The 24313-nt window shown below is 63.2% G+C and carries 24 protein-coding genes; 11 read left to right on the forward strand and 13 right to left on the reverse strand.

Annotated features, from left to right (window positions below; genetic code table 11):
- Positions 1-18 precede the first annotated feature (18 nt).
- From GGQ67_RS19535 to GGQ67_RS19545, 3 genes are read left to right on the forward strand one after another with little or no spacing between them, the layout of a single operon-like run.
- On the forward strand, positions 19-276 hold the full coding sequence (locus GGQ67_RS19535; RefSeq protein ID WP_183901805.1) for a hypothetical protein: 258 nt from the start codon (positions 19-21) through the stop codon (positions 274-276).
- Entirely contained in the window at positions 273-944 is a 672-nt protein-coding gene (gene purQ / locus GGQ67_RS19540; protein ID WP_183901806.1) for a phosphoribosylformylglycinamidine synthase subunit PurQ, read from the forward strand. Before GGQ67_RS19535 ends, purQ begins: the two co-directional genes overlap by 4 nt.
- Positions 945-992: 48 nt before the next feature.
- Positions 993-1391, forward strand: a complete 399-nt coding sequence (locus tag GGQ67_RS19545; protein ID WP_183901807.1) for a hypothetical protein — start codon at positions 993-995, stop codon at positions 1389-1391.
- Positions 1392-1414: 23 nt separating this feature from the next.
- On the opposite strand, the gene GGQ67_RS19550 is transcribed toward GGQ67_RS19545, so the two are convergent.
- Complete coding sequence (locus GGQ67_RS19550) at positions 1415-1666, reverse strand: DUF1127 domain-containing protein (protein WP_183901808.1); 252 nt, start codon at positions 1664-1666, stop codon at positions 1415-1417.
- 81 nt (positions 1667-1747) lie between these two features.
- Between GGQ67_RS19550 and GGQ67_RS19555 the strand changes: the two genes are divergently transcribed.
- The 7 genes from GGQ67_RS19555 to GGQ67_RS19585 all read left to right on the forward strand — a co-directional run bounded on the left by GGQ67_RS19555 (position 1748) and on the right by GGQ67_RS19585 (position 9773).
- Positions 1748-3166, forward strand: a complete 1419-nt coding sequence (locus tag GGQ67_RS19555) for an aminotransferase-like domain-containing protein (protein WP_183901809.1) — start codon at positions 1748-1750, stop codon at positions 3164-3166.
- Between the two features lie 204 nt (positions 3167-3370).
- Positions 3371-3874, forward strand: coding sequence for an acyloxyacyl hydrolase (locus GGQ67_RS19560; RefSeq protein WP_246400248.1), 504 nt, complete (start codon positions 3371-3373; stop codon positions 3872-3874).
- Positions 3875-3998: 124 nt separating this feature from the next.
- Positions 3999-6233 (forward strand): phosphoribosylformylglycinamidine synthase subunit PurL, encoded by a 2235-nt coding sequence (gene purL, locus GGQ67_RS19565; protein WP_183901810.1) that lies wholly within the window; start codon positions 3999-4001, stop codon positions 6231-6233.
- A 20-nt stretch (positions 6234-6253) separates the two neighbouring features.
- Positions 6254-6487, forward strand: coding sequence for a BolA/IbaG family iron-sulfur metabolism protein (locus GGQ67_RS19570; protein ID WP_018902199.1), 234 nt, complete (start codon positions 6254-6256; stop codon positions 6485-6487).
- A gap of 278 nt (positions 6488-6765) precedes the next feature.
- Positions 6766-7101, forward strand: coding sequence for a Grx4 family monothiol glutaredoxin (gene grxD, locus GGQ67_RS19575; protein ID WP_183901811.1), 336 nt, complete (start codon positions 6766-6768; stop codon positions 7099-7101).
- 142 nt (positions 7102-7243) lie between these two features.
- Positions 7244-8449: a multidrug effflux MFS transporter gene (locus GGQ67_RS19580; RefSeq protein WP_183901857.1), complete on the forward strand. Its 1206-nt coding sequence runs from the start codon at positions 7244-7246 to the stop codon at positions 8447-8449.
- Positions 8450-8492: 43 nt separating this feature from the next.
- Entirely contained in the window at positions 8493-9773 is a 1281-nt protein-coding gene (locus GGQ67_RS19585; protein WP_183901812.1) for a multidrug effflux MFS transporter, read from the forward strand.
- Between the two features lie 103 nt (positions 9774-9876).
- On the opposite strand, the gene GGQ67_RS19590 is transcribed toward GGQ67_RS19585, so the two are convergent.
- The 12 genes from GGQ67_RS19590 to GGQ67_RS19645 all read right to left on the reverse strand — a co-directional run bounded on the left by GGQ67_RS19590 (position 9877) and on the right by GGQ67_RS19645 (position 22892).
- Positions 9877-10209, reverse strand: a complete 333-nt coding sequence (locus GGQ67_RS19590; RefSeq protein ID WP_183901813.1) for a hypothetical protein — start codon at positions 10207-10209, stop codon at positions 9877-9879.
- A gap of 79 nt (positions 10210-10288) precedes the next feature.
- Positions 10289-11113, reverse strand: coding sequence for an inositol monophosphatase family protein (locus GGQ67_RS19595; protein WP_183901814.1), 825 nt, complete (start codon positions 11111-11113; stop codon positions 10289-10291).
- Between the two features lie 97 nt (positions 11114-11210).
- Complete coding sequence (gene ttcA / locus GGQ67_RS19600) at positions 11211-12092, reverse strand: tRNA 2-thiocytidine(32) synthetase TtcA (protein ID WP_183901815.1); 882 nt, start codon at positions 12090-12092, stop codon at positions 11211-11213.
- Between the two features lie 70 nt (positions 12093-12162).
- Positions 12163-13092, reverse strand: a complete 930-nt coding sequence (locus GGQ67_RS19605) for a glutaminase (RefSeq protein ID WP_183901816.1) — start codon at positions 13090-13092, stop codon at positions 12163-12165.
- 70 nt (positions 13093-13162) lie between these two features.
- Complete coding sequence (gene rpsD, locus GGQ67_RS19610; RefSeq protein ID WP_183901817.1) at positions 13163-13780, reverse strand: 30S ribosomal protein S4; 618 nt, start codon at positions 13778-13780, stop codon at positions 13163-13165.
- A gap of 258 nt (positions 13781-14038) precedes the next feature.
- The gene (phoA, locus tag GGQ67_RS19615) at positions 14039-15499 is read right to left on the reverse strand and encodes an alkaline phosphatase (RefSeq protein ID WP_183901818.1); all 1461 of its coding nucleotides are present in this window, start codon (positions 15497-15499) and stop codon (positions 14039-14041) included.
- Between the two features lie 175 nt (positions 15500-15674).
- Positions 15675-17192, reverse strand: a complete 1518-nt coding sequence (locus tag GGQ67_RS19620) for a helicase HerA domain-containing protein (protein ID WP_183901819.1) — start codon at positions 17190-17192, stop codon at positions 15675-15677.
- 100 nt (positions 17193-17292) lie between these two features.
- On the reverse strand, positions 17293-18468 hold the full coding sequence (locus tag GGQ67_RS19625; RefSeq protein ID WP_183901820.1) for an MFS transporter: 1176 nt from the start codon (positions 18466-18468) through the stop codon (positions 17293-17295).
- 124 nt (positions 18469-18592) lie between these two features.
- Positions 18593-19396 (reverse strand): glutamate racemase, encoded by an 804-nt coding sequence (gene murI, locus GGQ67_RS19630; protein WP_183901821.1) that lies wholly within the window; start codon positions 19394-19396, stop codon positions 18593-18595.
- Positions 19377-20207: an RNA methyltransferase gene (locus GGQ67_RS19635; protein ID WP_183901822.1), complete on the reverse strand. Its 831-nt coding sequence runs from the start codon at positions 20205-20207 to the stop codon at positions 19377-19379. The genes murI and GGQ67_RS19635 overlap by 20 nt, the downstream gene beginning before the upstream one ends.
- A 59-nt stretch (positions 20208-20266) precedes the next feature.
- Entirely contained in the window at positions 20267-22234 is a 1968-nt protein-coding gene (locus GGQ67_RS19640) for an FUSC family protein (protein ID WP_183901823.1), read from the reverse strand.
- A gap of 127 nt (positions 22235-22361) precedes the next feature.
- Positions 22362-22892, reverse strand: coding sequence for a hypothetical protein (locus GGQ67_RS19645; RefSeq protein ID WP_183901824.1), 531 nt, complete (start codon positions 22890-22892; stop codon positions 22362-22364).
- A 188-nt stretch (positions 22893-23080) separates the two neighbouring features.
- Between GGQ67_RS19645 and GGQ67_RS19650 the strand changes: the two genes are divergently transcribed.
- Complete coding sequence (locus GGQ67_RS19650; protein WP_018902180.1) at positions 23081-24292, forward strand: NADP-dependent isocitrate dehydrogenase; 1212 nt, start codon at positions 23081-23083, stop codon at positions 24290-24292.
- Positions 24293-24313 lie beyond the last annotated feature (21 nt).

A 24313-nucleotide genomic window follows, 5' to 3' on the forward strand; every position in this document is an offset into this window, starting at 1 on the left:
GGTTGCGGAGATTGTCCGATGGCTGAAATCAGCAGTGAACTGGTGTATGAACTTTTGAAGCGAGTGCATGCAGACATTGCTGAGCTGAAATTCGGCCAGCGCGGATTGGAGGAAGAGATGAACGCGATGCGCGGAACGATGGTGTCCATGCATCATGACATCCACAACATCTACAGCGTGCTCGACCGTCACGACCAACGCCTCGAACGCATTGAAAACCGTCTCGAACTTCGAGAACTCGCAGAAGCACAAGCAAGGTTTGAACCACACCCATGAAATCCGCCGTCGTTCAGCTTCCGGGCCTCAATCGCGATCGTGACATGATCGCCGCTCTCACCAAGATCTCCGGCCAGGCGCCGGTGACGATCTGGCAGACGGAGACCGACATTCCCGATGTCGACCTGATCGTCATTCCGGGTGGATTCTCCTATGGCGACTATCTGCGCTGCGGCGCGATCGCCGCGCGCATGCCGGTCATGCAGGCGATCATCGAGAAGGCCAACAAGGGCGTGAAGGTTCTGGGCGTCTGCAACGGTTTCCAGATCCTCGTCGAATCCGGCCTGCTGCCGGGCGCCTTGATGCGCAACTCGTCGCTGAAGTTCGTCTGCCGCGAAATCAAGCTTGAAGTCGCGAATGCCGAGACGGATTTCACCCGCGCCTATGCCAAGGGCCAGATCATCCGCTGCCCGGTCGCCCACCACGACGGCAACTACTTCGCCGACGCCGAGACGCTGGCGAAGATCGAAGGCAACGGCCAGGTGGTCTTCCGTTATGCCGAGGGCACCAACCCGAACGGCTCGATGAACGACATCGCCGCCGTCATGAACGAGGGCGGCAACGTGCTCGGCATGATGCCGCACCCCGAAAACCTGATCGAGGCAGCCCATGGCGGCTCCGACGGCCGGGCGTTGTTCGCTTCCGCGCTCGACGTAATCGCTGCTTAACCTTAAACGGGTATGAGGCCATTCATCCGGTCCACTGGAGCAAGATCGATGCGCCCTCACATGCCCCTGACACATATCTTCGCCGTTGCCGCGATCGCGGCGCTGGTTGCGTCTTGCCAATCCAAGACACCGGCGCCTTCGCAGGATCGCAGCGCGCTGTCGACCATGGAACGCGTGGCGGTGGCCGCCAACACTTGCTGGTTCAAGTCGGGCGACGCGGCGTTTACCGCTTACAGGCTCGCTCCCGAACTCAACTCGTTCTCCGGCCGCCCGCGTATCCTCGTCGTTCCCAGGAACAGCCCGGAAGGTCGGCCGCTGCTGGTCGTCCAGGCGGAAGGCACCCCCTCCAAGCTCGACGCCTTTGGCCCGATGATGGATGGCCCAGCACGTCCGCGCATCGCGCAGGACGTTACGCGCTGGGCCGGCGGCAACAAGAGCTGCAGCTAAGCGGCCACCGACGCTTCCCGGCCTCAATCCCAGAAGAACGATTTTGCGACCTCCTTGTCGGCATCGGCCCTGCTGATGCCGATGTCTTGGAGCTCGGAATCCGTGAGATCACGGAGCACGCGCCGGCTGGCCCGCTTCTCGTGCCAGGTCAGAATGCTGCTCCAGACTTGGCCAAGAGTAACCCACACATTGTGCCGGTCAAATCTCGCCCTGTCGCGGAATTGCTCCGATTGATGGAATCCATTGTCTCTCCTGCAGTCAGGGGCTACCGACATGTCTCGATCCTATCTCTCATTGTACGTATTAGCCCTGATAAACTTGACAGGACGATGGTGACAATATAGGAAATTGTCATCATGACAAATTGGCTCCCTGATCTCTCGCGTGGTTCTGGTCCCGTCTATCTGCGCCTTGCGGACAATATCGAATCCGCCATCGCCAGCGGCGCATTGCCGGCGGGCAGCAAGCTGCCGCCGCAGCGCAATCTGGCTTACGATATCGGCGTGACAATCGGTACAATCGGCCGCGCCTACGCGCTGGTGCATGAGCGCGGACTGGTGGCGGGCGAAGTCGGGCGCGGCACCTATGTGCTGGACCGCGCGGAGACGGCGCCGGGAAATCAGCCCGATCCGCTGACGATCGCACTCGGCGGCACCCGGACAATCGACGCGCCGTCGGACAAGATCCGCTTCGACACGACGGCGGCTCCCGATCTTGGCCAGGGAAAGGCCATCGGCCGCATACTTGCCGATATCGGCGAGCAGCAGCTTGCCGAGATCTCCTCCTATTCGCGCGTCTTCCCGCAGAACTGGTATGAGGCCGGACGTCGCTGGCTGTCGCGCAACGACTGGGCGCCCGACACCGAAAACATCGTTCCCACGCTCGGCGCGCACGCGGCCGCCATCGCCGTCATCTCGGCGATATCATCGCCCGGTGACAAGATCGTTTTCGAAAACCTCAGCTATACGCAGGTGAGCCGCAGCGCCCGCATCCTTGGCCGACGGACCATCACCGTTGATTCAGACGAGCATGGCGTCATTCCCGATGATTTCGAGCGGCTCTGCTCGCAACAGCATCCGAAGCTCGCCTTCCTGATGCCGACAGCCCACAACCCGACGCTTGCGACCATGCCGCATGAACGGCGTGCCAGGATAGCCGAAATCGCGCGCAAGCATGGTGTCTGGCTGATCGAGGACGACCTCTATGGCGGCATGACCGGCGACGAGAACCCGCTGCTCGCCTCGCTTGCGCCCGATCGCACCTTCCTCATCAGCGGACTGTCGAAATCGGTAGCGGCCGGCATCCGCGGCGGCTGGGTCGCCTGCCCGCCGCATTTCGCGCAGCGCATCAAGGTCACCCACAAGATGATCACCGGCGGCCTGCCCTTCATCCTCGCCGAGGCCTGCGCCCGTCTGGTGGAGAGCGGCGAGGCTCACGACATTCGCGAGGCCTGTGTCACCGAGCTTGCTGGACGCGAACGGCTGGCGCGCGAGACGCTGGAGGGATTCGACTTCATCTCGCATCCGCATGTGCCGTTCATCTGGCTCAAGCTTCCCGATCCCTGGCTCTCCGGCACCTTCAAGAACGCCGCCTTCCGAGACGGCGTGCTGATCGACGACGAGGACGAGTTCAAGGCGGCGCGCACCGACAAGGTCTATCACCGCGTGCGCATCAGCTTCTCATCCCCAAGAGATAGAGGGGAAATGGTTGCGGGCTTGATGACAGTTCGACGCCTGCTTGAAAGTGGCGGCGCGGGATACGACGGCGAGGTCTGACGCTGTTGCAGATTGGCAGCACCGGGCGAAATCCGGCTCCGTGAGCACCTGCCTGCTTTACCGAATCGATTTGCATGCTACCAATTGGCGCGACGACGGCGATCTCGCCGGCACCAAGGGCGGCGCATGACAATGAACAGCATGGCATCGGCATCGACTGGCTGCGGACTACTCCTCGCGGCGATCCTTGTGAACACCTCGCTTATGCCGGTTTCGGCCCATGCGGATGACAAGATCTTCGACGAACTGCGCTTCGGCGCCTCGGCGTCGATACAGGGCGGCGACAGTCGCGAAGACGGCGTGTTTCCCGAGGTGACGGTCTTCTTCGACCCGTTCAATCAGGATACGGCAACGGACTGGAAACAAGCCCTCGCCCGCCCCCGCGTGAACGTCGGCACCTCGATCGGCACGTCGGGCGAAGCGACCCAGATCTTCGGCGGCCTGTCATGGACGGTGAACTTCAACGAGAAGCTCTTCGCGGAAGCCGGATTTGGCGGCGTCTGGCACAACGGCAATCTCAAAAACAGCGGCGACGGGCCGAATCTTGGCTGTCGTTTCCTGTTCCACGAATATGTCGGCGCCGGCTACCGTATCGATGCGAACTGGAGCGTGATCGCGCAAGTCGCCCATTCCTCGCACGCCAACCTGTGCGACGGACCGAACAACGGCATGACCCGTGCCGGTCTTCAGGTCGGTTACAAGTTCTGAACTGTCCCGATATTGCCCTCGCGGGCCCGCTCTCTGTGAACAGCGGGCTTTTTTCTGTCGCGCGCCGCACCCACTTAGGCTAAAGACACCGAAATCGCGCAACGGCAGGGACTTCGCAGAGCTCATGACCATTTCCAATACCCGCCCGATCACTCCAGAACTGATCGCCGCCCACGGCCTGAAGCCGGACGAATACCAGCGGATTCTGGATCTGATCGGCAGGGAGCCGACCTTTACCGAGCTCGGCATCTTCTCGGCCATGTGGAACGAGCACTGCTCCTACAAATCCTCCAAGAAATGGCTCCGCACGCTCCCCACCAAGGGTCCGCGCGTCATCCAGGGCCCGGGCGAAAACGCCGGTGTCGTCGATATCGATGACGGCGACGTCGTCGTCTTCAAGATGGAGAGCCACAACCACCCGTCCTACATCGAGCCCTACCAGGGTGCGGCCACGGGCGTCGGCGGCATTCTGCGCGACGTCTTCACCATGGGTGCGCGCCCGATCGCCGCCATGAACGCGCTGCGTTTCGGCTCGCCCGATCACCCCAAGACGAAGCATCTCGTCTCCGGCGTCGTCTCCGGCGTCGGCGGCTACGGCAATTCCTTCGGCGTTCCGACGGTTGGCGGCGAAGTCGAGTTCGACGCGCGCTATAACGGCAACATCCTGGTCAACGCATTCGCGGCCGGCCTTGCCAAGTCCGACGGCATCTTCCTCTCAGAAGCCAAGGGCGTCGGCCTGCCCGTCGTCTATCTCGGCGCAAAGACCGGCCGCGACGGTGTCGGCGGCGCGACCATGGCATCGGCGGAATTCGACGAATCGATCGAAGAGAAGCGCCCGACCGTTCAGGTCGGCGACCCCTTCACCGAAAAGTGCCTGCTCGAAGCCTGCCTCGAACTGATGCAGACCGGCGCCGTCATCGCCATCCAGGACATGGGTGCGGCGGGTCTCACCTGTTCGGCCGTCGAAATGGGCGCCAAGGGCGACCTCGGCATCCTGCTCGACCTCGACACCGTCCCGGTGCGCGAGGACCAGATGACCGCCTACGAAATGATGCTGTCGGAAAGCCAGGAGCGTATGCTCATGGTTCTCGAGCCCGCCAAGGAAGAAGTCGCCAAGGCGATCTTCGTCAAGTGGGGCCTCGATTTCGCGATCGTCGGCAAGACCACGGACGACCTGCGTTTCCGCGTCATGCACCAGGGCGTTGAAGTCGCCGACCTGCCGATCAAGGATCTCGGCGATCAGGCACCGGAATATGACCGCCCCTGGCGCGAAGCCGACAAGCGCGCGCCCATGCCCGCCAATCTGGTCGCGGCGCCCGAGGATTACGGCCAGACACTGCTCAAACTCGTCGGCTCGCCGAACGAATCCAGCCGCCGCTGGGTCTACGAACAGTACGACACGCTGATCCAGGGCAACTCGCTGCAACTGCCGGGCGGCGATGCCGGCGTCGTGCGCGTCGACACGCATCCGACCAAGGCGCTCGCCTTCTCGTCCGACGTGACGCCGCGCTATGTCGAGGCCGATCCGTTCGAAGGCGGCAAGCAGGCCGTGGCCGAATGCTGGCGCAACATCACCGCGACCGGCGCCGAGCCGCTGGCGGCGACCGACAACCTCAACTTCGGTAACCCGGAAAAGCCCGAGATCATGGGCCAGCTGGTGCAGGCCGTGAAGGGCATTGGCGAAGCCTGCCGCGCGCTCGACTTCCCGATCGTTTCGGGCAACGTCTCTCTCTACAACGAGACCAACGGCGTCGCGATCCTTCCGACCCCAACCATCGCCGGCGTCGGCCTTCTCGGCGACTGGAAGAAGATGGCGCGCATCGGCGGTGCATCCGATGGTGACAAGGTCATCATGATCGGCACCGACGGCAGCCACCTCGGCTCATCGATCTACCTGCGCGACATCCTCGGCAGCACCGACGGCCCGCCGCCGGAAGTCGATCTCTTCGCCGAACGCCGCAACGGCAACTTCGTGCGCTCCGTCATCCGCAACGGCCAGGCAACCGCCTGCCACGACCTCTCCTCGGGCGGCCTTGCGCTCGCCCTGGCGGAAATGGCGATGTCCTCGGGCAAGGGCCTGAAGATCAGCCTCAGCGAAGGCCGCGGCGAAACCCACGGGCTTCTCTTCGGCGAGGACCAGGCACGCTACGTGCTCACCGTCCCTGCCGATGTCGCCGACTTCGTCTGCGCCAACGCGGAAGGCGCGGGCGTTCCGTTCCGCCGCCTCGGCACGGTCGCGGGTGACGCGCTTGTCATCGACGATCTGCTGTCGCTGCCAATTCAGCAATTGCGCCACGCCCATGAATCGTGGTTCCCTGAGTTCATGGATGGCAGCGGCACGCTCGCTGCCGCGGAATGATGCGCAAGGAGTAATCGACCATGGCCATGAAACCCGGTGACATCGAAGACATGATCAAGGCCGGCATTCCCGGCGCCAAGGTGGTCATCCGTGATCTGGCCGGCGACGGCGATCACTACGCCGCCGAAGTCGTAGCCGAGGCCTTCCGCGGCAAGAGCCGCGTGCAGCAGCACAAGATGGTCTACGACGCGCTGAAGGGCAACATGGGCGGCGTTCTGCACGCACTGGCGCTGCAGACCTCGGCGCCTGAATAAGTACGGCGGTCAAGGCCTGTTGAAAGATGCCCGGTTCCGCCGGGCATTTTTGATTCCCGCTCGCCAGCCAGGCGCGGAAGGCTTGATCGACACCGGACAAGACGCGCAGCCGTTGCCGAACCTCAATCCGTAACGGATCGGCAACAGCCAGAACATCAGACCGATAGGGCCCTTCTTTTTTTGTTCGCACCCGCTGGAATTCCGATCGTCACATGCTATCTAAGCTGAACGATTGAAACGGCGGGCCTTTAACTCGCCTGTTGAAAGGATTAGGTCCCATGAGCGGCATCAACGAATTCATCGACAACGAAATCAAGACCAACGACGTCGTCCTTTTCATGAAGGGCTCGCCGCAGTTTCCCCAGTGTGGTTTCTCCGGCCAGGTCGTGCAGATTCTCGATTACATCGGCGTCGACTACAAGAGCGTCGACGTGCTCGCCGATTCGGAAATCCGCCAGGGCATCAAGGATTACTCCAACTGGCCGACCATTCCCCAGCTTTACGTCAAGGGTGAATTCATCGGCGGCTGCGACATCGTCAAGGAAATGTTCCAGGCTGGCGAATTGCAGCAGCACTTTCAGGACAACGGCGTAACCGTTCGCGGCGCCGCTTGACCTGACCGGTCACCGGACGTCAGCCCGGTTTCCATTTCTGTATTTTGAGTCCGAGGCGCTGTGCTGAACAGCGCCTTGGCCTGTTTTTGGGAATTACATTGTGACAGATTCATCACAAGCCGCGCATGTGGGCCGCATCCCCATGCGCAAGGGTGAGTTCATCGCGCTTGCGGCCTTCCTGATGGCGATCAACTCGCTGGCGATCGACATCATGCTGCCGGCGCTGCAGCAGATCGGCGCCAGCCTCAACGTCGAGAACGAAAACAACCGCCAGTTCGTCGTCTCGAGCTACCTTCTCGGCTTCGGCGTCGCCCAGCTTGTCTACGGTCCCTTGTCGGATCGTTTCGGTCGCCGGCTGCCGCTGCTCGCCGGCATCGGCATCTATATCTGCTCCTCGCTCGGCAGCGCGCTGGTCCCGACCTTCGAAGGCCTGCTCATCCTGCGCTTCATCCAGGGCCTCGGCTCCGCCGCCACCCGCGTCATCACCATCTCCATCGTTCGCGATATCTACGGCGGCAGGCAGATGGCCGAGGTCATGTCGCTGATCATGATGGTCTTCATGATCGTTCCCGTCATCGCGCCGGGAAGCGGCCAGATCATCATGCTGTTCGGCAGCTGGCACCTGATCTTCCTGTTCATCGCCGTCATGGCGGCCATCATCGCCGCATGGGCCTACATCCGCCTGCCCGAAACGCTGCGTCCGGAAAACGTTCGCCCCTTCACCGTGAAATCGGTGCTCGGCGGCTTCAAGCTGGTTCTCACCAATCGCGTCGCGCTTTGCTACACGATCGCCAGCACCTTCATCTTCGGCTCGCTGTTCGGTTTCATCAACTCGGCGCAGCAGATCTATGTCGGTATCTACGGCCTCGGCGTCTACTTCCCCCTCGCCTTCGCCGGCGTCGCGGTCTTCATGTCGATGTCGTCGTTCCTCAATTCGCGCCTTGTCGGCAAGTTCGGCATGCGCCGCCTGTCGCATGGCGCCTTGCTCGGCTTCATCACCATCAACACCATCTGGCTGCTGGCCCTGGTGTTCGGGCCGCATCCCATGCCATTCTTCCTGTTCATCGGTTTCTTCGGTCTGGCGATGTTCCAGTTCGGCTGGATCGGCTCGAACTTCAACTCGCTGGCGATGGAGCCGCTCGGCCACGTCGCCGGCACCGCCTCGTCGGTCCTCGGCTTCATGAGCACCGTCGGCGGCGCACTGATCGGCGCCGGCATCGGCCAGGCTTTCAACGGCACGGCGCTTCCCATGGTCGCCGGCTATTTCACGGTCTCGATCATCGGCCTCGTCTTCGTGCTGATCGCCGAGAAAGGCCAGCTGTTCCAGCCGCATAATCCGGCGGCCTGAAACATTCGCCGGTCGAGACAATTTCATATTTCAGGACAATTCCATGACGCCGCCCCATAAGCCGCATACCGAAAACCAGGGCTCCAGCCGCATCGGCATGGGCTTCCTAGAATTCGTCATCACCATCGCCATCATGACCGCCAGCGTCGCCATGGCGATCGACAGCATGTTGCCCGCTTTGCCCGCCATGGGCCGAGCGCTCAACGTGGTGAACGCCAACGACGCGCAGCTCGTCATCGGCGTCTTCTTCCTCGGCTTCGGCGTATCGCAGATCATCTTCGGCAGCCTGTCCGACACGTTCGGCCGCCGCAACATCCTGCTCGGCGGCCTCGCCGTCTATGTGCTGGCCATGTTCGGCGCGGCGGCGACCGGCAGCTTCGAGATGCTGCTCGTCATGCGCTTCATCCAGGGCCTCGGCGGCGCGGCCGTCCGGATCACCACCATGGCCGTCGTCCGCGACTGCTTCGGTGGCCGTGAGATGGCGCGTGTCATGTCCTATGTCATGATCGTCTTCATGATCGTGCCGATCGTCGCTCCCTCGGTCGGCCAGCTGATCATCACCTACGCCAACTGGCACTGGATCTTCATCCTGCTCGGCATCGTCGGCGCCATCCTGTTCGTCTGGGCATCCCTGCGCCTGAAGGAATCGCTGCCGCGCGAAGAGCGCATCCCGCTCTCCTTCGGCAATGTGGTCGACGGCTTCAAGACGGTGCTTACCAACAGGATCACCTGCGGCTACATGATCGGCCTGACCATGTTCACCGCCGTCATCAGCGCCTATGTCATCTCGGTTCAGCAGGTATTCGGCGAGGTCTACGGACTTGGCGACTGGCTGCCGATCGCCTTTGCCGCCACCGCGGGCGGTATCGCGGTCGCCAACTTCGCCAACGGCTTCTTCGTGCGCAAGTTCGGCATGCGCCGCATCTCGCATGTCGCGATGATCCTCTTCACCATCATCTCGGCGATCGGCTTCGTGAAGGCGCTCGGCGGCACGCCAAGCTTCACGCTGGCCTATGCGCTTTTCACGATCCTGCTGATGATGTTCGCGGTGATCGCCACCAACTTCACGGCGATCAGCCTGGAGCCGATGGGCAATCTCGCCGGCACCGCGACCTCGATCACCGGCTTCGTCTCGACCACCTTCGGCGCCATCCTCGGCGGCGCGGTCGGCCAGCTGTTCAACGGCACGGTGCAGCCGCTCTTCGGCGGCTTCGCGCTGTTCGGCCTGATCAGCATCGTGGCCACGCTCTGGGCCGAGGGCGGCAAGCTCTTCACCCACCCGGGCGACGATCCGCAGCTCGATCCGGGCGCGGGGCATTTCTAAGTAGTTCGCGATAACCGGCGCGTGACATGCGCGCCGGCTGCACTCTTAATCGGGCCTCCAGGAACTGCCGATCCGGCGTCCGGAAGGATCAGCGTACATCTTTTCATCCCATCCGCCAGAGCTTAACGAAAGTCGTCGCCTGCTCTTCGAGTTCATGAGCTGGCGGAAGCGGCAGCGGCAGATCGGCGTCGCCTAGCGCGACTAGCAGCGAAGCATAGTCCCGCAGCCCAAGGCGGCGAACCGCCTCCCTTCGCGACAGCAGGCCCTTGGAATAAGCTAGAAGTGCGTCATGGTCGGTCGGCGCCCGCCTCGGCTCGACGATCGCTTCGAGATGTTCGCGGACGATGGCAGTGACAGTCGTCCGTTTTTCGGCCGCGTAGGTTTCCACGCGTGCCAGCAGTTCCTCAGGGAGATTGATCGTCGTGTGCTTGAGCATGCCCACCTCCGCCAACATTTATAGGAGCAACGAAGGTGGGATTGCAATGACCGGAGCGGAAACGTCGAGACGCGCCGCCTTACACCGTAAACACCTCGCGCCGCAGCAGCTCCCAGCTTTCCTTGTCCGGCGCGATCAGCAGACCGCCGTCGACATGCTCCGGCAGATAGGCCGAACCGTCGAAACGCGCGGCATAGCCGCCGGCCTCGACGCAGGCGAGCGTGCCGCCGAGATGGTCCCAGGGCATCAGCTTGTTATACATGAGGTAATGCACATGGCCGCCCGCGAATGCCCGGTGTTCGTGCGCGGCGCAACGGTAGTTGCAGATGAAGCGGACCTTGGCGAGGTTGGCGAGCACTTCGGCACGCTTGCCCTGCGGCAAAAAGCCGGTCGAGGCCATGCCGACCATCTGCTCGAGCGCGACGGGCGCGGCCGTGCGAAGCCGCTGCGTATCGCCGTCGGGGCGCTTCAGCCATGTGCCGGCGCCCTTTTCGGCGATCACCCAGTCGTCGCCCATCGGGTCGTAGATGATGCCGGCGATGCATTCGCCATTCGCGACCACCGAGGCCATGACGCCGAAGGCGGGGATGCCGGATGCGAAGTTGAAGGTGCCATCGACGGGATCGACGATGATCGACAAGGACGCATCCTTCAGTTTCCCAAGCAGCGCCGGATCGGCCGCGACCGACTCCTCGCCGATGAACAGCGCCTCCGGCCACAGCGTGGCGACCTCGGCCTTGATCATGCGCTCGGCTTCGAGATCGGCTTCCGTCACAAGATCGGTCGCCTCGGTCTTGGCGCGCACGTCGTCGCTGCCGAGCCGGCGGAAGCGCGGCAATATCTCCGCCTTCGCCGCCCGCCGCAAGAGATCGGCAAGCGTCGTTACATCTATCTTGGAAGCCATGGTTCATCCTTCCTGGCGCTGTGACATGCCGAAAGACTATGCCGCGATTTTGCGACAGCGACATGTGTCAAACAAGAACTTAAGCGCGCGCGGAAGTTCACTTTTCCGGCGCGGCTTCGCCCGCCATCAGGCCGGCGAAGTCGAAAAGCTTGGGGTCGAGCAGGTGCGACGGGTTCACGTGCGAGAGCGCGCGCAGCATCGTATCCTTGCGGCCCGGCATGCGGCGCTCGATATCGGCGAGCATTTCCTTCATGGCGTTGCGCTGCAGCCCGTCCTGCGAGCCGCAGAGGTCGCAGGGGATGATCGGAAACTGCATGGCGGCGGCGAATTTCGCCATGTCGTCCTCGGCGCAATAGGCCAGCGGCCGCAGCACCATCAGGTCGCCCTCGTCGTTGAGGAGCTTCGCCGGCATCGCGGCCAGGCGGCCGCCGTGGAAGAAGTTCATGAAGAAGGTTTCGAGAATATCCTCGCGGTGGTGGCCGAGCACCAGCGCGTCGCAGCCCTCCTCGCGGGCGATCCGGTAGAGATTGCCGCGGCGCAGGCGCGAACAGAGCGAGCAGTAGGTGCCGCCGGCCGGGACCTTCTCCTTCACGATCGAATAGGTGTCGCGATATTCGATCCGGTGCCTGACGCCGATCTTCGCCAGATACTCCGGCAGGATATGCTTCGGGAAGTTCGGCTGCCCCTGGTCGAGATTGCAGGCGACGAGCTCGACCGGCAGCAGGCCGCGCCATTGCAGATCAAGCAGCAGGGCCAGCAGGCCGTAGGAATCCTTGCCGCCGGAAATCCCGATCAGCCAGCGCTTCTGGCCCTTCAGCATGCCGAAATCGTCGAAGGCCTGGCGCACCTGGCGCAGCAGCCGCTTGCGCAGCTTGTTGAACGACACGGAGCTTGGCGCATCGGCAAACAGCGCATGCGCGATCGCGCCCTCGGTCTCGGGCGTTTCCAGCTCATCCGCGATATTGGCTGCGATATTCATTGTCTCATCCGTTCAGGCCCCAGGTCGAAACCAAATCCCGTCTAGCAGAAAGCCGCGCCTTAACACAGCATCAATCGCCGAAAACCGACCATCCCGTGCGGCCCGCCAGCATTTCCAGCGCCACCGCGCCGAGCTGCGAATTGCCGACCCTGTTCAGCCCCGGCGACCACACCGCGATCGAGGCGATACCGGGCGCCACCGCGAAGATGCCGCCGCCGACGCCGCTCTTGCCGGGAAGGCCGACGTGATAGGCGAAATCGCCGGAACCGTCGTAGTGGCCACAGGTCAGCATCAGCGCGTTGATACGCCGCGCCCGCTTCGGCGAGACGACCGAATGGCCGGTCATGGGGTTTGCGCCGCGAGCGGCAAGAAACAGCCCGGCGCGGGCCAGCTGCTCGCAGCTCATCGACAGCGCGCACTGATGGAAATAAACGCCGAGCACATGCTCGACCGGATGATCGATATTCTTGTAGGCGCGCATGAAATTGGCCAGCGCGAAATTGCGGTAGCCCGTCTGCGTCTCCGACCTGGCGACCTTGTCGTCGATCGTCACCGTCTCGTCATCGGCCAGATAGCGCACGAAGCGCAGGACTTCGCCGATCGCCTCGCGCGGCTCGTGGCCGGCGAGCACCACGTCGGCAACAGCGATGGCGCCAGCGTTGATGAAGGGATTGCGGGGGATGCCGGCTTCCTGCTCGAGCTGGACGATCGAGTTGAAGGCATTGCCCGACGGCTCGCGCCCGACCCGCTTCCATAGCCCCTCGCCGACCTTGCCGAGCGCCAGCGTCAGCATGAAGACCTTGGAGATACTCTGGATCGAAAACGGCACGGCCGCATCGCCGACGCTATAGACCTTGCCATCGACAGTCACGACCGAGAGCCCGAACTGGGCGGGATCGATCTTGGCGAGCTCGGGAATATAGTCCGCCACCTTGCCCTCGCCGATGCGCGGCTGGAGCTCGGTATGGATACTGTCGAGGACTGCCTGCAAATCCGTCATCACGACCCCTCTGAAGATAACAAAAAAGCCGCCCCGAGAGGCGGCTTTTCCGTATGCGAAAACGTCGCGATTAACGCGAGTAGAATTCGACCACCAGGTGCGGTTCCATGACAACAGCGTACGGTACGTCGCTGAGAGCCGGTACACGAGCGAAGGTAGCGACCATCTTGTTGTGGTCGACTTCGATGTACTCAGGAACGTCGCGTTCAGCCAGGCTGATGGCTTCGAGAACCGAAACCAGCTGCTTGGACTTCTGACGAACTTCGATGACATCGCCGGCCTTGCAACGGTAGGAACCGATGTTGACGCGAACGCCGTTCACGGTCACGTGGCCGTGGTTGACGAACTGACGGGCAGCGAAGACGGTCGGAACGAACTTGGCGCGATAGACGATCGCATCCAGGCGGGATTCCAGCAGACCGATGAGGTTTTCAGAAGTGTCGCCCTTGCGGCGCGAAGCTTCGGCGAAGATCGCGCGGAACTGCTTCTCGCGCAGGTCACCGTAGTAACCCTTGAGCTTCTGCTTGGCGCGCAGCTGCACACCGAAGTCCGAAAGCTTGCCCTTGCGGCGCTGGCCGTGCTGGCCCGGGCCGTATTCGCGGCGGTTCACCGGGGACTTAGGACGGCCCCAGATGTTTTCGCCCATACGGCGGTCAATTTTATACTTGGACGATTCGCGCTTGCTCATCGTATTTCCTTTCAGAGTGTTACGGCGGTCTGTTTCCAAACCGCTCGAAGGAAACACGCCCTCCTTTGGCCTCTTTTGAGGAGGCCCGACAGGATTTTCCGGTTACGCGAACTGGAAACTCCACGGGACATGTCAAATGAAACACGGGACATTGCTGCCCCGTGCTGGCGCGGTCTTTAGGGTGAAGTCACTGGAATGTCAATCACAATCCATGGCCGCACCGCCAAAACCGTATGATCTCAAGAAAGCCGGAGAGGCTTACTTCATTGCTGCCTTCTGCGGCTTGAGGCCGAGCGCGTCGCTGATCGTGTAGAACAGATCCGTCTGGTCGGTCAAACCGCTGACGTTGGCGGCGCGCGGACCGTAGCCGGCGATGCGCAGCTGCGAACCGGTATGCCCCTGGTCCTCGGCCTCTTCCGCGTTGCCGTAGCTGACGGCCATCACCGCGCCGTCCTTGGTCATCAGCGTTTCCGTGAAGCCTGGAGCCTTGGAGCTCGGGTCGATGATCTGGCTGGAGTGGGCATGGTCGGCGGTGACGATCACGAGCGTGTCACCCTTCTCCTTGGCGAACTTCAGTGCTTCCTGAACGGCTTCGTCGAGATCGACGGTTTCGCCGATCTGGGCGCAAGGATTGGAGGCGTGGTCCTGCTTGTCGATCGAGGCGCCCTCGACCTGCAGGAAGAAGCCCTTCTCATTGGTCTTGAGCAGATCGATCGCCTTCGAGGTCATCTGCGCCAGCGTCGGCGTGGCGGCCGTGCGCTTCTCGTTCGGCTGGCAGACGACGGGCTCCTTGTCGATATTGCCGTTGCGGCTCGCCTGCGGGCCCTGCCAGCGAACCGGCATGTTGCCCTCGGCGAACAGGCCGAGAACCGGGGCGCTGTCATTGGCCTGCTTGACGGCGGCAAGCTCGTCGGCATTGGTGACAATCTTGTAGCCGCGTTCTTCGGCCTGCTGGCGCAACGTCTTGCCCTTCCAGTCACCGGCCTTGGCGGTCTCGCCGAAGCTCTTGGCGCCGCCACCGAGCGTCACGTCGGCGCGCGTGCCGATAAGCTGCTCGGTGATCGAACCCTTGCCACCGTTCTCGAGCGCGTTGCTGGCGCACTTCTCTGTCGTTGCTTCCGGGCCGTAGCACTTGCGCTGCGTGACGTGGGCGACCTGCACGGCAGGCGTCGCGTCCTGCAGTTCGGCGGTCGAAACGTTGCCCGTGGCAAGACCGGCGGCTTTGGCCTTCTCCAGCAGCGTCTCCTGCGCCTCTTCGCGGATGTCGACGCCGATCGCGCCGTTATAGCTCTTCACGCCGCTCGCCCACGCGGTGCCCGACGCGGCCGAATCGGTCACGTAGGTCGGCTTGCCGGTCTTCTTGTCGAGCGAATAATGCGTGTACTGGCCGGTGATCGGCAGCGCGTCGAGGCCCTTGAAATACTGGCCGGCGCCGACGGCATAGTTGCGCGCGACGGTGATTTCGGAATCGCCCATGCCGTCACCGATCAGGAGGATCACATTCTTCGGGCGGCCATCGACGATCGCGGCGCGGTACGCCTCGGTGATGTCGCCGGAGATGCGGCGCGCGCCACCCGGCTTGCTCAAGTCCTCGCTTGCGCCGCGCTCCAGAAGCTTGGTCGCCGCGGCATCCTGGGCATAAGCCGGCTGACCGGCAACGGTGGCAAGCAGCGCTGCCGCGAATGCCTTGATCGCGTGTGAACGGGTGAAATTCGACATGGCCAACATCTCCTTGGGCAAAAGGTCAAAGTGTGTGCCCCCAAAGGGCATGCAAGCCTTATCGGCCCGGTAGATGAACTCGATATGACAGAAGCAACCCTATCGTGTAGAAACGCGCTCGCATGACGTGAAAACGCGCCCTGCCAGGCGATAGCGATCAGGGAATGCCTGTGGATTACTCGGCCGCCGAGCGCACGCCGTCGACATCCGGCGCATTGGCATCGCCAGGCGCCGTCTGGCAGTTCATGTCGGGGAAAGCGACGATCCGCTTGCCGGAGAAATCGGTATGCACGACCACCGTCCCCTGCTCCTCGAAATAGCCGAGGAGACGCCGGGCGCGGCGCGCCGAATGCGTGCCGTAGGCGCGCGCGATGCGGGCATCCGACGGGCACGGCTCGCCGCAGACGGCGGCCTTGGCGAGCATCAGGAAGACGCCCTGCAGATCATCCGTCACGCCTGATGACAGCGACAGGGCCGTCGCCCAGGCTTCGGTTTCGGCGGTGTCGGGGTCGACGCCCGAGCGCGATACGGCGACGCGGCGGCGGAACTCCGGCAGCGACATCGGCGATCCCGGCACGCGACGCATGCGAAGGCGCACGAGGAACTCCTGATAGAGCACCGAATCCGTGCGGAAACCCGAACCCGGATCGTCGAGGATCTCGCTGAGCACTGCCGAGACGCGCTCCTCGCGGTCTTCCGCCGACATCTCCGGCTGGCTGGCGCGGCCTTCGGCCGGCTGCGGCGCGGTTGCCGCCGGCGCGGAGCGGGAAAGCTCGGCCAGGATATCGGTGGTCGGGCGGGGTGCGGGAGCGGCGCGGCGCACTATCGGCCGCTGGAACTCTTCCGGATCGGGCGTGAAGATCAGGTCCTCGACATCCTGAGGACAGTCCGGCAGCGGCATCAGCTTCGGGCTCGACGAACGCGCCGAGGTCTCGACATTGCCGATCTGGATCGGCAGCGGACGGCGCGACAGGGCCGGACCGAGAGCGACGAAGTTACCGCGCTTCAGATCGCGAAACATCTCCGCCTGGCGACGGTCCATGCCGAGCAGGTCGGCGGCGCGCGCCATGTCGATATCGAGGAAGGTTCGGCCCATCAGGAAATTCGACGCTTCGGCGGCGACGTTCTTGGCGAGCTTCGCCAGACGCTGCGTGGCGATGACGCCGGCCAGACCGCGCTTGCGGCCGCGGCACATCAGGTTGGTCATCGCGCCGAGCGACATCTTGCGCGCATCGTCGGAGACTTCGCCGGCAACCGACGGCGCGAACATCTGCGCTTCGTCGACGACGACGAGGACCGGATACCAGAACTCGCGATCGGCATCGAACATGCCGTTGAGAAAGGCGGCGGCGGCGCGCATCTGCTGCTCGATCTCGAGCCCTTCGAGCGTGAGAACGCAGGAGACGCGGTGCTGGCGAATGCGGTTGGCAATGCCGGCGAGCTCCGCCTCGGTGCGCTCGCCATCGACGACCACATGGCCGAACTTGTCGCTCAGCGTGACGAAATCACCCTCGGGGTCGATGATGACCTGCTGCACCCACGGCGCGGATTGCTCGAGCAGGCGCCGCAGCAAATGCGACTTTCCTGAGCCGGAATTGCCCTGAACAAGGAGACGGGTCGCCAGAAGCTCCTCGATATCGAGCGTGGCCGGATTGCCTCCCGACGCCGATCCCATATCGATACCAACCTGCAAGTCCCATTCCCCTTCTGAAATCAACGCCACTCTTTAGCAGATTCGTGGCGGAATGCTCGGCCTACCGAACAAAACCCACAGCCAATCGCGCCGCCTCGAATCAAGCCGCCTTGTCCGAAACGACCGAGCTTGCATCGCCCGCTGCGCTCGGTATCAGCATCCGCGTGAAGAGCAGGCTGACGGCAAGCGGGATCAACAGGATGCCCAGCCCGACACGCAGGCCGAAGGCTTCGGCGACGAAGCCGATTGCCGGCGGACCGACGAGAAAACCGCTGAGCGCGATGAAGGTCAGGATGGCGACGCTCGAGGCAGCCGGCCGGTCCGTCAGGCTGGCGGAGGCCGTGACCGCCAGCGGGAAGCCGACCGAAACCCCTACACCGATCGCCGCGAAACCGATCAGCGCCACCGCCGTGTTCGGCGCCAAGAGCACGATCACCATACCCGTCAGCGAGGCGCAGCCGCAGACCCGCGCGATGACAACGGCGCCGAAGCGACTCTTCATGTAATCGCCGCCGAAGCGCCCTGTTGCCACGAGGCAGGCGAAGACCGAATAACCGAGACCGGTCAGCGCGCCTGTCGCAAACAGCACGTCGCGCAGATAGACCGCCGACCAGTCGGCGATCGCGCCCTCGGTCATGGTGATGCCGAAGGTGAAGGCGCAGATGCCGAGAAGGGCGGCACTCGGCAGCTTGAACGGCGCGCTTTTCGCATGCGACGTCTCGGCCGCCGGATCGGGCCCGAGCGGCAGCCGCGCGCTGACGAAGAGCGCGATCGGCAGCACCAGCAGCGCGATCAGGGCGAGCGACCAGTTCGCCGGCAGATGCAGCGCCGCGGCACCGACGCCAAGCAGGCTGCCTGCCATGATGCCGAGGCTCCAGAAGCCATGGCAGCGGCTCATGATCATGAGGCCGGTCGTCTTTTCCGCCCGGTCGGCCTCGACATTGAGGCCGAGTTCGAGCGTCGACAGCGTGACGCCAAGGATCATCAGCGTGAAGAACAGCGTCGTCATGCTGTCGGCGAAAGCCGGTAGCGAGGCGACCGCGAGAAAGGCGACGAAACCGTAGATGATCGTCGCCCGTCCGCCGATCTTCGCGACCAGCCGGCCGGCGAAGGGCAAGGTCATCAGCGTGCCGATCGGCAGCCCGAGCAGCGCGATGGCAAGATCGGCCGGCCCCATGCCGAGCTTCGCCTGCACATCGGGAATGCGCGGCAGCCAGCTGCCGAAGGCGATCGGCTGCAGGAAGAAGATCAGCATCACAAGTCTTTGAAACGACATCAGACATCCCCTGTTCGCGTCAGGGAGCCGAAGCTCGCGAACGATTCTCCATCCGCGAGCTTGCGATATCGGCATCGCGAAGGAAAGCGTCGGCGGCGCGAAAGATCGCCGCGACGAAACGATGTCACCTGACGGTGAGACCAAATCCCTGCATCAGCCGTTTCGTCGAAAAATTCGGATTGCCCGACGTAAAGACGGCGAAGTCGAAATTGTCGGGATGCACGGCATCGGCCACTTCAGGCACGAGGCTGCGCGCCCGCCGGGCTATGGCTTCCGCCGGATCGAGCCAATCGACCGGCCACGGCGCCAGCCTTCTGAAGATGTTGGCCATGAACGGATAGTGCGTGCAGGCAAGCACGACGATATCGGTCTTCCTGCCATCCTTCTCCACGAAGCACTGAGCGATCTCGCCCATGACGGCTTCATCGGAGAGCGTATCACCGCGAATATAGGCCTCCGCCATGCGCGCCAGGTTTTCCGAGCCGACGAGGCGCACATCGCATTGCTGCGCGAAGGACTGGATGAGATCGCGCGTATAGGCGCGCTTGACGGTTCCGGGTGTCGCCAGCACCGAGACGAGGCCCGAGCGCGTCCGCTCCGCCGCCGGCTTGATCGCCGGCACGGTGCCGACGAAGGTCATGCCGGGGAATGCGGCGCGCAAATCGGCGCCGGCGAGCGTGAAGGCCGTGTTGCAGGCGATGATGCAGACCTCGGGGTCGTGCTCGCGAAGCAGCCGGGCGAACAGATCGATGATCCGCTCCTTCAGCGCCTGCTCCTCCCATCCGCCATAGGGGAAGCCGGCATCGTCGGCGACATAGATGAAACCGCGCTCGGGCATCAGCACCCGCGCCTCGCGCAGCACCGTCAGCCCGCCAATGCCTGAATCGAAGACCAGGACGGGTTTCAGCTCATGCGTCGCTGCTGTCATCTTCCTGATGTTCCTTGACGTCTGCGGGCGCCCGGCTTCCGCGCGGATATTGCCGCGAGAAACGGTCGAGGGAGGAGATCACGCCGCGCATCACGCTGATTTCCTGCTCCGTGAAGGCGCGGCGGGAAAGGACTGCCCGGAGATTGTCGATCATTTTCGGCTTTTTCGCGGGCGGGTGGAAATAATTGCGCGAATCCAGCGCTTCTTCCAACTGGTCGTAGAGCCCGTGCAATTGTTCCTTCGTCGATGGCGTCTGCTCCGTCGCCTGGAAGGGAACGCTGCCGAGATCCTCCATGCCCGACTTCATCCACTCATAGGACATCAGCAGCACCGCCTGCGCGATATTGAGCGAGGCGAAGGCGGGATTGACCGGGAAGGTCACGATCTCGTCGGCCAGCGCCACCTCTTCATTGGAGAGGCCCCATCGCTCGCGCCCGAAGAGGATGCCAGTCCCCTCACCGGCCGTAAACCGCGCACGCAACGTCTGAGCCGCCACGACGGGCGAACGCACCGGCTTGAAGCCGTCGCGCTCGCGCGCCGTCGTCGCATAGACGAAATTGAGATCGGATATCGCCTCTTCCAGCGTCTCGAACACCTTGGTGCCCTCGATCACGTGGTCGGCCTTGGAGGCGGCAGCCTGCGCTTTCTCGTTCGGCCATCCGTCGCGCGGGTTGACGAGGCGCAGTTCCGAAAGGCCGAAATTCGCCATGGCCCGCGCCACCATCCCGATATTCTCGCCCATCTGCGGCTCGACCAGAATGATGACGGGACCTTCCGTCAGAAGAAGACGCTCGCTGTTCGTGCCTGCCATGAAGTCAAAATCCTTTTGCTAGGCGCGCAAATAGCCAAGACGGGCTGAAACGGCAAGGCTTATGCGTCCGGATACAGCCGCTCGAGCGTCAGCCCGATCATCTCGAGCCCCTGCCGCCATCCCTTGCTGGCATGCGGATGGTGGCGCGCGGAGGGTACCGGGATATTGCGATCGACAAAGAAACACGCCGAGCGCCGCGCCGATGAAGACGTGACGCGTGCGAGGCTGGCGTCGATCAACTGGCGCGCATCGTCGTCGGTGATCGATGCCTCCCGGTTCTTCGCCATCATCCGTGCCCAGTAGGTGGCGGCGAGGAAGATCGCCAGCGTCTGACGGACCTGTCCCGGCCTGGTGACAACAGACCATGACGACCCGAGCGGCCGCGCCGCCGTCGCCAGATCCTTGTAGGCGGCGTCCAGCGTCTGCGACAGGCCGATCAGCACATGCCGCGGCTCGCCGCCGGCGGCGGCCTTCAGCAGCGCGGTAAGCGCCGCGAACCATTTGTCGAGCACGAGGTCGAGCGCGCCGCGGGTGCGTGCCGGAAAGACGACGAAGGCCACCAGCGTGCCCACCGCCGCGCCGAGCGCCGTCTCCTCGACGCGCAGCAGGAGGAGATCGAGCGTCAGCGACCCGATCATCCCGTAGACAAGGCAAAGCGCGATCGACACGAAGAAGGTCATCGTCGCATAGCTTGTCTGCAGGAAGTAGAAGGCCAGGAAGATGGCGAGACTCGTGATTGCCAGCGCCGGCAGCTGATGGCCGGCAAGCAGCGTCGCGAGCAGAAGTCCGATCCCGATACCGAACAGTGTCCCCACCGATCGCTGCAGCGCCTTCATCGCCGTATCGCCACGCGAATTCGTGTTGGTAAAGACAAGGAAGGACGCGAGCACCGCCCAGAACCAGCGCTCGCGCGAAAGGCCGAGACCGAGCGTCATGGCGATCGCCGATGCGACCGTGATCTGCAGCGCCGAGCGCATCAGCGGATTGCGCAACGAAAAATCGGGCCGCGACGCCTGAGCCGGTGCCTCGGCCACGGCGGCGATATCGGCGAATCCGGTCCGGTTGCCCTCGTCGATGGTCTCGACGAGCTCAGCCCGCGCATTGCCGAGCCTGATCAGCGCTCGTGTCGCCTCGGCCGTGGAGCTGTCGTCGTCCTCGCCGGGCGAGCGCACGGAATGGCCCTCGATGATCCCATGCACCAGCTCGAAAGGCGGCAGCGCTTGCGAGCAGAGCATGATCGCGCCCTCGGCTGCCAGATGCGCGTCGAACAAGCGGATCGCCAGTTCGCCCGCCGGCTCCGTGCCCGGATCGAAAACGCCGCTCGCAGGCCGGGGGATGAAGCTCTCGGCCATCAGCACGACGTCCTTCAGCCGCTCCTCCAGCTGATTGAGTTCCTGCCGGTCCGCCTCCGAAACGCTTTTCACCGCGGCGAGCGCCGCGATCTTGAACAGGATCTGGTTGATCCGCCCCTGCACGCTTTCGAGCGACCGCAACAGGTCGCGCCGCCAGTCGTCGGGCAGCACGACCGAGCGCACCGCATGCGCGATCAGCGAGGAGACGACCGGGCCGATCGCGACGAAAGGCAGCTCGGCGATCGGCGGCTGGAAATAGGCGCCGAGGAAGTACGACATGAAGGCGAACATGCCGATCGCATGACCGCGGGCCCCAAGGACACGCGCGGAAGCCGCGAGGAAGATGATCAGAAGAAAAGCGGCGTCGGAGATCAGCCGGTGCCCTTCCAGCCCGGCGGCGATGACGACGACTATGAGACTGGCGGCGCAGCCCAGAAGCCGGGTTACCAGCTGCCGCCCGCCGCCCTTGTCGCGCACCGCCACGCCGCCTTCGATGGCCAGCACGATCCCGAGCCCGTAGGACGCCGTCGGCAGCGGAAACAGCAACGAATGAATGACAAGCAGCACGCCGAACGACAGCGCCACCGATAATGTAACGCGCAACGCCATCCTCAGCCGAGACAGCGCCGGATCGTTGGCAAGCAGCCAATCGCGGAAATCAAAACCGGAAAACAAGCTGTTCGGGCCCCGGAGCGCAGGAATGGTGTTCACCGCTTACATATCGCCACAGGCCCCAAAGCAAATCAATCTTCGCGATCGCCGCCGCGACGCCTGGCGCCGCGCGTCAACCGAGCGGCGTCGTTCACTGGCCCTTGGAGATCTGCACCATCGTGTTCTTCAGCGAATTCGCCGGCTGGCCGGGATCGCCTTCGGTGAACACGTCGTCGACGACAGGCTTCCCACCCTCGTCCATCACCTCGAACCGCACCGTGGTCAGCGCCTGCTTGTCGTCGACCCCGTCCATGCAGGTCTGCTTCTTGAAGGTGACCACCACTTCGGTCGCGCCGCTTTCGCCCGGCTTCGGCGTATAGGTCATGTCCTGCAGCGGGCAGGCATCCTCGCCGTTGACGATGACATCGTAATCGAACGGCGAAACACCGTCCTCGTCGGCGGCCGGATTCTGCATCGCCGCGCGGTACTTGGCGACGAAATCCTTGCTGTAGATGCGCCCGAGCCTGCTGTCGTCGAAGATATCCTGCCAGTCCTCGTCGGCGCCCGACCAGTTCTTGGCGGTGGCCTCCATGATCTCCTTGACCGGCGCCGTCGCGTCAGCGGCGAATACGGTGGCGGTGAGGCCGAGCAGGACGGCTGAGGCAAGCGAAATCGTCTTCATGATCAAATGTCCAAGGCAATGGTTTCGCGCGGAGACTAGCCATTTTCCATCTCTTGGCAATGCCGCAAAAACACACAAATCTGCCCTGCTTGCGGCTTTGCACTCCGGGCTCACAATGCTATAGCCCTCGGGATTTTATATCACCCACCCGGGACGCATGTCCCTCATAAGCTTAACGAGGCAGATATATGAAAAAGATCAAGGTCGCCAATCCCGTCGCCGATCTCGACGGCGATGAAATGACGCGCATCATCTGGCAGCTTATCAAGGACAAGCTGATCCACCCGTATCTCGACCTCGACATCGACTATTTCGACCTCTCCGTCGAAAACCGCGACGCCACCAACGACCAGGTGACCATCGACGCCGCCAACGCCATCAAGAAGCACGGCGTCGGCATCAAGTGCGCCACGATCACGCCCGATGAGGACCGTGTCAAGGAATTCAACCTCAAGCAGATGTGGAAGAGCCCGAACGGCACGATCCGCAACATCCTCGGCGGCGTCATCTTCCGCGAGCCGATCATCTGCCAGAACGTGCCGCGTCTCGTTCCCGGCTGGACCAAGCCGATCGTCGTCGGCCGTCATGCCTTCGGCGACCAGTACCGCGCCACCGACTTCAAATTCCCCGGCAAGGGCAAGCTGACCATCAAGTTCGTCGGTGAAGACGGCCAGGTCATCGAAAAGGAAGTCTTCGACGCTCCCGGCGCCGGCGTGGCCATGGCCATGTACAACCTCGACGAATCGATCCGCGAATTCGCCCGCGCCTCGATGATGTACGGCCTGATGCGCAAGTGGCCGGTTTATCTGTCGACCAAGAACACCATCCTCAAGGCCTATGACGGCCGCTTCAAGGACATCTTCCAGGAAGTCTACGAGGCTGAATTCCAGGATCAGTTCAAGGAAATCGGCATCACCTACGAGCACCGCCTGATCGACGACATGGTCGCTTCGGCACTCAAGTGGTCCGGCGGCTACGTCTGGGCCTGCAAGAACTACGATGGCGACGTCCAGTCCGACACCGTTGCCCAGGGCTTCGGCTCGCTCGGCCTGATGACCTCGGTTCTCCTGACCCCCGATGGCAAGACCGTCGAAGCCGAAGCCGCCCACGGCACGGTGACGCGTCACTACCGCCAGCACCAGAAGGGCCAGGAAACCTCGACGAACTCGATCGCCTCGATCTTCGCCTGGACCCGTGGCCTCGCGCACCGCGCCAAGCTCGACGACAACGCCGAACTGGCGAAGTTCGCGGCGACGCTGGAAAAGGTCTGCGTCGACACCGTCGAAGCAGGCTTCATGACCAAGGACCTGGCGCTGCTGATCGGCCCGGATCAGCCCTGGCTCTCGACCACGGCTTTCCTCGACAAGATCGACGAGAACCTGCAGAAGGCCATGGCATAAGCCATACGGAATATGCGAACG

Origin of the sequence: Rhizobium metallidurans (assembly GCF_014196505.1) — a bacterium.
GTDB classification, from domain to species: domain Bacteria; phylum Pseudomonadota; class Alphaproteobacteria; order Rhizobiales; family Rhizobiaceae; genus Rhizobium; species Rhizobium metallidurans.